The 7,278-nt window shown below is 62.0% G+C and carries 5 protein-coding genes and 1 pseudogene; 5 read left to right on the top strand and 1 reads right to left on the bottom strand.

Going from position 1 to position 7,278, the window contains the following annotated elements; translation table 11 throughout:
* The 5 genes and pseudogenes from D3872_RS03370 to D3872_RS03350 form a co-directional block, all read left to right on the top strand.
* Positions 1-955, top strand: a 955-nt coding sequence (locus tag D3872_RS03370) for a TonB-dependent receptor domain-containing protein (protein WP_147373780.1), incomplete at its 5' end; no start/stop codon positions are given.
* Positions 956-1,132: 177 nt separating this feature from the next.
* Positions 1,133-2,560: an NAD-dependent succinate-semialdehyde dehydrogenase gene (locus tag D3872_RS03365; protein ID WP_119809474.1), complete on the top strand. Its 1,428-nt coding sequence runs from the start codon at positions 1,133-1,135 to the stop codon at positions 2,558-2,560.
* Between the two features lie 52 nt (positions 2,561-2,612).
* Complete coding sequence (locus tag D3872_RS03360; protein ID WP_119809473.1) at positions 2,613-4,064, top strand: aldehyde dehydrogenase; 1,452 nt, start codon at positions 2,613-2,615, stop codon at positions 4,062-4,064.
* Between the two features lie 16 nt (positions 4,065-4,080).
* Positions 4,081-4,542, top strand: coding sequence for a DUF3237 domain-containing protein (locus D3872_RS03355; protein ID WP_119809472.1), 462 nt, complete (start codon positions 4,081-4,083; stop codon positions 4,540-4,542).
* 85 nt (positions 4,543-4,627) lie between these two features.
* Positions 4,628-5,554: pseudogene (locus D3872_RS03350) on the top strand (IS5 family transposase).
* 153 nt (positions 5,555-5,707) lie between these two features.
* Here D3872_RS03350 and D3872_RS03345 read toward each other — a convergent pair.
* Positions 5,708-7,123 carry an aldehyde dehydrogenase family protein gene (locus tag D3872_RS03345; RefSeq protein ID WP_119809476.1) on the bottom strand — a complete coding sequence of 472 codons (1,416 nt, stop codon included), beginning with the start codon at positions 7,121-7,123 and terminating at the stop codon, positions 5,708-5,710.
* Between the last annotated feature and the right edge of the window lie 155 nt (positions 7,124-7,278).

Here is a 7,278-nt window from a genome sequence, read left to right as displayed (position 1 = left end):
GACGCTGTCCTCGTCGAGGGCGGCTTTTGGACAGCTCACCTACAGCCTGACGCCGGCATTGCGACTGACGGCCGGCATCCGCCGCACGCTCGACGAGAAGTCGCGCAAGGGCTTCGACACGGTCGGCAGCCCGGTGCGGGTTAGGATCGAGAACGACGCTGCCGTCGAGTACGCCGTGACCAATGGCAAAGTGGGGATCGATTATGACCTCAGCAAGACCGTCATGCTCTACGGATCATTCTCGACGGGTTACAAGGCAGGTGGATTCAATAACGGCACGGTGGCCACCAACCCATTCCTTTACTATGACCCTGAGCGCCTGAGCGCACTCGAGGCAGGCGCCAAGGGCCGCTTCCTTGGTGGCAGGCTCCAGCTGAGCGCATCGGCATTCTCCTATCTTTACAAGGGCCTGCAGGTCAGCACCGTGGCCATCAATCCGGCGACGAATGCCCAGACCAGCCAGACCAGGAATGCGGCCCGGGCCGTTGTCCGGGGACTGGAAGTCGAGGGGAAGTACGCGATCAATCCTCAGTCCAAGCTTGATTTCGGTTTCAATTACCTCGACGGCCATTACGAGACCTACCGCCCGACGCTGACGACAAACTGGGCGGGCTATGATCTGGACAATGCGCCGCGGACCGGCTTGACGTTGGGCTACACGCACGCATGGGATCTTTCCAACGGTGGCGCAGTGTCCGCGAATGTCAATACGAAGTATTCCGCGTCCTACGTGATGAGCGATTTCTCGGCCCCACTTCAAGTTCGCCAGGATGCGTTTCACAAGACGAACGCCAGGTTGACGTATTCGGCGCCGGGTGACAAATGGATGGTGCAAGCCTATGTGAAGAACATCGAGAACAAGGACGTCATGGTGAACTATAACAATTTCGCCGGCGGCATCGTCTGGTTGGCGCAGCCGCGCACGTATGGCGTGCGGTTCTCGACCGGCTTCTGAGGCTGACATCGCGGGCGCGCGCGCGCCCGCATTCCGGCTTGGACGGGCCGGTGTGGAGGCCTATACCGAATCCAGGCACGTCGCCGTGTCGCTGGCAATCATGTAAGGTGGCTTGCCGTATCATTTCCTTTAAACCAAGGCGCCAAAGCGCTTCCTGCAGACCCAGAGGATTCCTTTATGAAATACCCGAAGATTGAAATGTTCATCGATGGCGAATGGCTGGGTGCCAGCGGGCGCGACTCGCAGCCGGTCGTCAACCCCGCGACCGGGGAAGACATCGGCGTGCTGCCGCACGCCAGCGCGGCCGACCTGGACCGCGCGCTCGACGCCGCCCGGCGCGGATTCGCCAGGTGGCGCGCCACGCCGGCCCAGGAGCGCGCCGCAGTGCTGCGCCGCGCGGCGGAGTGGCTCCGTTCGCGCGCCGACGACGTGGCGCGCATCGCCACCATCGAGCAGGGCAAGCCGCTGGCGGAGACCCGCATCGAACTGATGGCCGCCGCCGATTGCCTGGAGTGGTACGGCGAGGAAGGCCGGCGCGCCTATGGCCGCGTGCTGCCGCGCCCTCCGGGCAGCCGCACCCTGGTCATGAAGGAACCGATTGGTCCGGTCGCGGCGTTTGCGCCTTGGAATTTCCCGCTTGGCAACCCTGCACGCAAGCTTGGCGCGGCCATTGGCGCTGGTTGCTCGGTGATCCTGAAACCGCCCGAGGAAGCGCCGGCTTCGGCCATGATGGTGGCGCGCGCGCTGCTTGAATCCGGCCTGCCGCCGGATGTCATGAGCATCGTGTATGGCGTGCCCGACACCGTGTCGCGCCACTTGCTCGCTTCGCCGGTGATCCGCAAGCTGTCGTTTACCGGTTCGACCGTCGTCGGCAAGCACCTGATGAACCTCGCCAGCGAGCGCGGCATCCGCACCACCATGGAACTGGGCGGCCACGCGCCGGTCCTGGTGTTCGATGACGCCGACGTCGAACTGGCACTGAACCTGACCGTCGCCAGCAAGTACCGCAATGCCGGCCAGGTATGCGTGTCGCCGACCCGCTTCTACATCCAGGAAGGGGTGTACGACAAGTTCGTCGGCGAATTCGCGCGCCGCGCCGCTGCGCTGCCGGTGGGCGACGGCCTGGATGCCGCCACGCGGATGGGACCGATGACCCACCCGCGCCGTATGGATGCCATGGAGACCCTGGTCGCGGATGCGCGCTCGACGGGCGCCAAGCTGGTGACCGGCGGCGAACGCATCGACCGTGCCGGCAATTTCTGGACCCCGACCGTGCTGAGCGACGTCCCACTGAACGCGCGCGTGATGAGCGAGGAGCCGTTTGGCCCGCTTGCCGTCATGTCGCCATTCAAGACATTCGACGAAGCCATTGCGCAGGCCAACCGGCTGCCGTTCGGACTGGCCGCCTACGCGTTCACCAATTCCGCCAAGCAGGTGATGATGGTCGGTGACTTGCTCGAGGCGGGGATGATCGGCATCAATACCACCATGATCGGCGCGGTCGACGCGCCGTTCGGCGGGGTGAAGGAAAGCGGACATGGATCGGAAAACGCGATCGAAGGACTGGAAGCCTGCCTGGTGACCAAGCAGATCGCGCAGGCCTAACCACGACGGTCGGATCGCAATGTCCGGGCCCAGGCTACAGGAGAAAATTATCATGCAACAGGTCAAATTATTCATCGCCAATGAGCATCGTCACGCCAGCTCCGAGGCAACGTTCGAACGCCTCGATCCATTGACCGGCAAGGTGGCTACCCGGGCCGCCGCGGCATCGCCCGACGACGCGCGCGCCGCGGTCGCGGCGGCGCACGCCGCGTTTCCGGCATGGTCCGAATCCGGCCCCGGCACGCGCCGCGCGCTGCTGCTCAAGGCCGCCGACCTGCTCGGCGCGCGCGCTGGCGACTTCGTCACCGCGATGGCGGGCGAGATCGGCGCCACGGAGGGTTGGGCCCGCTTTAATGTCATGCTGGCCGCAGGCATGCTGCGCGAAGCAGCCGCCAGCACGACGCAGATCAGCGGCGAAGTGATCCCGTCCGACAAGCCAGGCTGCCTGGCGATGTCGGTAAGGCAAGCGGCCGGCGTCGTGCTTGGCATCGCGCCGTGGAATGCGCCGGTCATCCTCGGCGTGCGCGCCATCGCCTTGCCGCTCGCTTGCGGAAACACGGTGGTGCTGAAGGCCTCCGAAATTTGTCCCCGCACCCATGCATTGATCTCCGACGTGCTCGCCGAGGCCGGATTCCCGGCAGGCGTCGTCAACCTCGTCACCAATGCGCCGGCTGACGCCGCGGCCGTCGTCGAAGCCATGGTCGCCCATCCGGCGGTGCGCCGTATCAATTTCACCGGCTCGACCAAGGTCGGCCGCATCATCGCCGGACTGGGTGCGTGCCACCTGAAACCGGTGCTGCTCGAACTTGGCGGCAAGGCGCCGTTACTGGTATTGCACGATGCCGACCTCGATGAGGCGGTCAAGGCCGCCGCATTCGGCGCCTTCATGAACCAGGGCCAGATCTGCATGTCGACCGAACGCATCGTCGTCGATGCCAAAGTCGCCGACGAGTTCGTCAAACGCTTCGTCGTCAAGGCCAAAACGCTGACGGCCGGCGACCCGGCGCAAGGCAAGTCGCCGCTCGGTGCGGTGGTCGGCCACGGGGCATTGAATGTACTGCGCGAGCTGGTCGACGACGCCGTGTCCAAAGGCGCGCGCCTGATGTGCGGCGGCGCCATGGACAGCCTGCTGATGGACGCCACCGTGCTCGACGGCGTCACGCCGGACATGCGGATCTACTCGGAGGAGTCGTTCGGCCCGGTGGTGTGCATCGTGCGCGCCCAGGACGACGCCGACGCGGTGCGACTGGCCAACGACAGCGAATATGGCCTGTCGGCCGCAATCTACAGCCGCGACGTGGCGCGCGCGCTGAACCTGGCCAGGAAAATCGAGAGCGGCATCTGCCACATCAACGGCCCCACCGTGCATGACGAGGCGCAGATGCCCTTCGGTGGCACCAAGGCCAGCGGGTATGGCCGCTTCGGCGGCAAGGCGGGCATCGCCGAATTTACCGAGCTGCGGTGGATCACGATCGACACCGCACCTGGCCATTTCCCTATCTGACAACGTGGAGCAATCAATGCAACCCCAACTCGAATTCGCATTCTCGATCCGGATCACCCTGGAAAACGCCAGCTATCTTGGCGTGTCCCCGGCCGGCTATGAGCGCGCGGCGGTGTATGTCAAGGAGGGCGTGATCGAAGGCCCTGGACTGCGCGGCAAGGTATTGCCGCACAGTGGAGGGGACTGGCCGGCGAAGCGTCCCGACGGCGTCCTCGATTTCGATGCGCGCTATCTGCTTGAAACGGACGACGGCGTCGTGATCTACATGCAGAACCGCGGCTACCGCTGGGCTTCGCCGGAGGTCATGGCCAGGCTTGCGCGCCGCGAGCCAGTCGACCCTTCCGAATACTACATGCGGGTCACGCCGAAATTCGAAGTGCAGACCGGCAAATACGACTGGCTGACGCGCTACGTGTTTGTCGGCGTCGCGCTGAAGACGCCGAACGGTAACGAGATCCATTATTACAAGGTGCTATAGCAGGCTGTTGAAAAATCCCGCCGTCCTGTCAACTGGGCGGTGGGGGTATACGTTGTGTAATGAGAGCAACTTTCCCTTCGAACCCATGCGCCAGACCGACGTCACCCAGCACGCCATGTTCAGCTACCGATCGCTGGAGGAGCGCATTCCTGAAGCACATCCGCTGCGCAGGTTGCGCATTCTGGTCGATGGAATTTTGCAGAGCATGAGTGCTGAGTTTGAGCGGCTGTACTCGCGTCGTGGCAGGCCGTCGATTGCGCCGGAACGTTGCTCAGAGCCAGCCTGATCCAGACTTTGTTCACGATCCGCTCTGAGCGCCAACTCGTCCAGCACATCGAATACAACCTGCTCTATCGCTGGTTTGTCGGCATGAATATCGACGAGGCAGTATGGAACCACTCGACCTTCAGCGCCAACCGCGACCGCCTGTTCGGCGAGAGCATGGCGCAGCGTTTCTTCGCCCAGGTGTTGCTGATTGCGGAATGGCAGGAGCTCATTTCGGACGACCGATCCGGACGCCCGTTTGTACAAGAAAAGCGAAGGCGACAAGTCCCGCATGAGCTACTTGAGCCACGCGCTGATGGAGAACCGCAACGGCCTGGTGGTCGACGCCGAAACGACGCTGGCGACCGGCACGGCGGAGCGTGACGCGGCGCTGACGATGGCGAAGCGGCGCATGACGAAAGCCGGTTCGACGCTGGGTGCCGACAAGGGCTATGACGCCGCCGAGTTCGTCAAAGAGTTGCGCGAACTGAAGATCACACCGCACTTCGCGCAGAAGAAACACAGCGCTATCGATGCCCGAACGACGCGCCACAAGGGCTACGAGGTGAGCCTGAAGAAACGCAAACCGGTCGAAGAGATATTCGGCTGGAGCAAGACAAATGGTGGTCTGCGCAAGGCGCGCTTTGTTGGTTTGGCGAAGGTCAGGGCGCAAACGTTTTTCACTTTCGCGGCCTACAACCTGACGCGCATGGCCACGATTTTTGGTCGGCGTTTGTCGACTGTATAAGGCGGAATCCGCCCAGAGGGTGCCGAAAGGCATGAAAAACCGCGCAAAGCGCCCTGAAAAGCGGCTAGGACCCGGTTTCAAGGCTGAATGCGGGTTTGCGAGCGATAAATTTCGACTGATCATCGATCAAGCCCGAAGGTATTCATGCCTTTTTCAACATCCTGTTAGGGCTACATTTATGACTCGAGCCTGGGTGTATTCTTCAAGACCAGCAAGACCCAGTTCCGCTCCGAGCCCCGACTGTTTCGCACCACGGAAAGGAAGGTCGGCGGCGATGTCCATGTGCTTGTTAACCCACACCGTCCCGGAATTCACGCGCTCAGCGATGGACGCCGCCTTACTCACATCCCGGCCCCAAACAGTGCCACCGAGGCCATATTCGCTATTGTTTATCCGCTCGATTGCACCGTTGATGTCGGTGTACTTCAGAACCGGCAATATCGGGCCGAACTGCTCCTCGCGGACGATCAACGCATCATCGTCGACATCGCGCACGATCGTAGGGGCGATGAAGTATCCTGGGCGAGACAACACGTTTCCACCCGCAATGACTGTGCCGTTCTCACGTGCGTCGTCCAGGAGTTGCTGAAGCTTTTCGTATTGGGCTTTGTTCTGAATCGGCCCGAGCTGGGTAGCCAGCTCACTGCCGTCGCCAACGACCAGGTCGTTCGCCAAACGTGCGAGTTCATCACAAAAGGCGTCGTACATCGATTCGTGAACGTAGACGCGCTTGATTGCGATACAAATCTGGCCCGCATTGAGCATGGCGCCGTCAAACACCTTCCGTGCAGTTTCCTGCAGATCTGCATCTTCCAGAACGAGCGCTGCGTCGTTGCCACCGAGCTCCAGTGTGACGCGCTTGATCGTCCCGGCGGCCGCGCTCATCACTTTGCGACCCGTTGCGGTCGACCCGGTAAATGCGATTTTCGCAATGTCGGGGTGATGGGTCAGGGCGGCGCCGAGATCGTTCTGATCCGCGATTACGTTGATTACGCCGCGCGGGAACAAACTCGCGAAGATCTCGCCAAGCAGCAAGGTCGTGAGAGGCGTTGTCGGTGCCGGTTTGATGACAAGGGTGTTACCTGCGAGCAGCGCAGGCGCGACTTTATTGATGAGCAGAATCAACGGGAAATTCCATGGCGTGATCGCCGCCACGACTCCCAGTGGCGACCGATATTCAATCGCACGCATGGACTCGTCCTCACGCAAAACCTTAGGGGAGAGGTCGAAGCTGGCCATGCCACGGATTACAAAGACGCAACCCATGCATTCCATCGTGGCCTGAGCAAGGGGCTTCCCCTGTTCGCGCGTCAGCAACGCTGCGAACTCCGGAACGCGTTCCTCCAACGCGTTCGAAAGCGCAATCAGAAGTTCGCGGCGTTCAGTGATCGGACGCTTCGACCATTCGGGAAACGCTGATTTTGCAGCGGCGACGGCTTCGTTGAGCTGCCCGATGTCAGCTCGAGGCGCATCGACAAAGGGTTCGCCGGTTGCAGGATTGATGACGGGCATCGTTGCGGCGCCATCGACAAGGCGACCGTTAATGAGCAACTTGTATGCTTTCTCCATATCTTCCTCCATAGTTTGACTGGAGGCGACTCGTCGGTCACCTCCTGATGCCCAGTCGCAGTACCACTGAGATGTTTCACGTCCTTCAGGCTATCGGACATTAGTACTCCGTCCGATGAATCGCTCGCAACGCAGCTTTTTACCTGCGCTTATCG

This window comes from Massilia cavernae (assembly GCF_003590855.1).
GTDB classification, from domain to species: domain Bacteria; phylum Pseudomonadota; class Gammaproteobacteria; order Burkholderiales; family Burkholderiaceae_D; genus Telluria_A; species Telluria_A cavernae.
The sequence above is the reverse complement of the archived record's forward strand: the minus strand, read 5'-3'. Positions and strand labels throughout refer to the sequence as shown.